Below are 221 nucleotides of genomic sequence, written 5' to 3' on the forward strand. Positions count from 1 at the left end.
CGTCACCGGGTGATAGTTGCCCGTACCGAAGTGGCAGTAGGTGCGGTAGCCATCGCCCTCGCGCCGCACGACCATGCTCACCTTGGCGTGGGTCTTCCAGTCGACGAAGCCGTAGATCACCTGCACGCCCGCGCGTTCGAGCTGGCTCGCCCAGTGAAGGTTCTGCTCCTCGTCGAAGCGGGCCTTGAGCTCCACCACCGCGGTCACCGACTTGCCCGCCT

Annotated in this window: 1 pseudogene; it reads right to left on the reverse strand. The window is 66.1% G+C overall.

Features of this window, described 5'->3' with window-relative positions:
• Positions 1-221, reverse strand: a pseudogene (locus RRF55_RS28825) (polyphosphate kinase 1); the annotation flags it as partial.

The sequence above is a fragment of the Klebsiella sp. K47 genome (assembly GCF_051858335.1).
Lineage (GTDB): Bacteria > Pseudomonadota > Gammaproteobacteria > Enterobacterales > Enterobacteriaceae > Klebsiella > Klebsiella pneumoniae.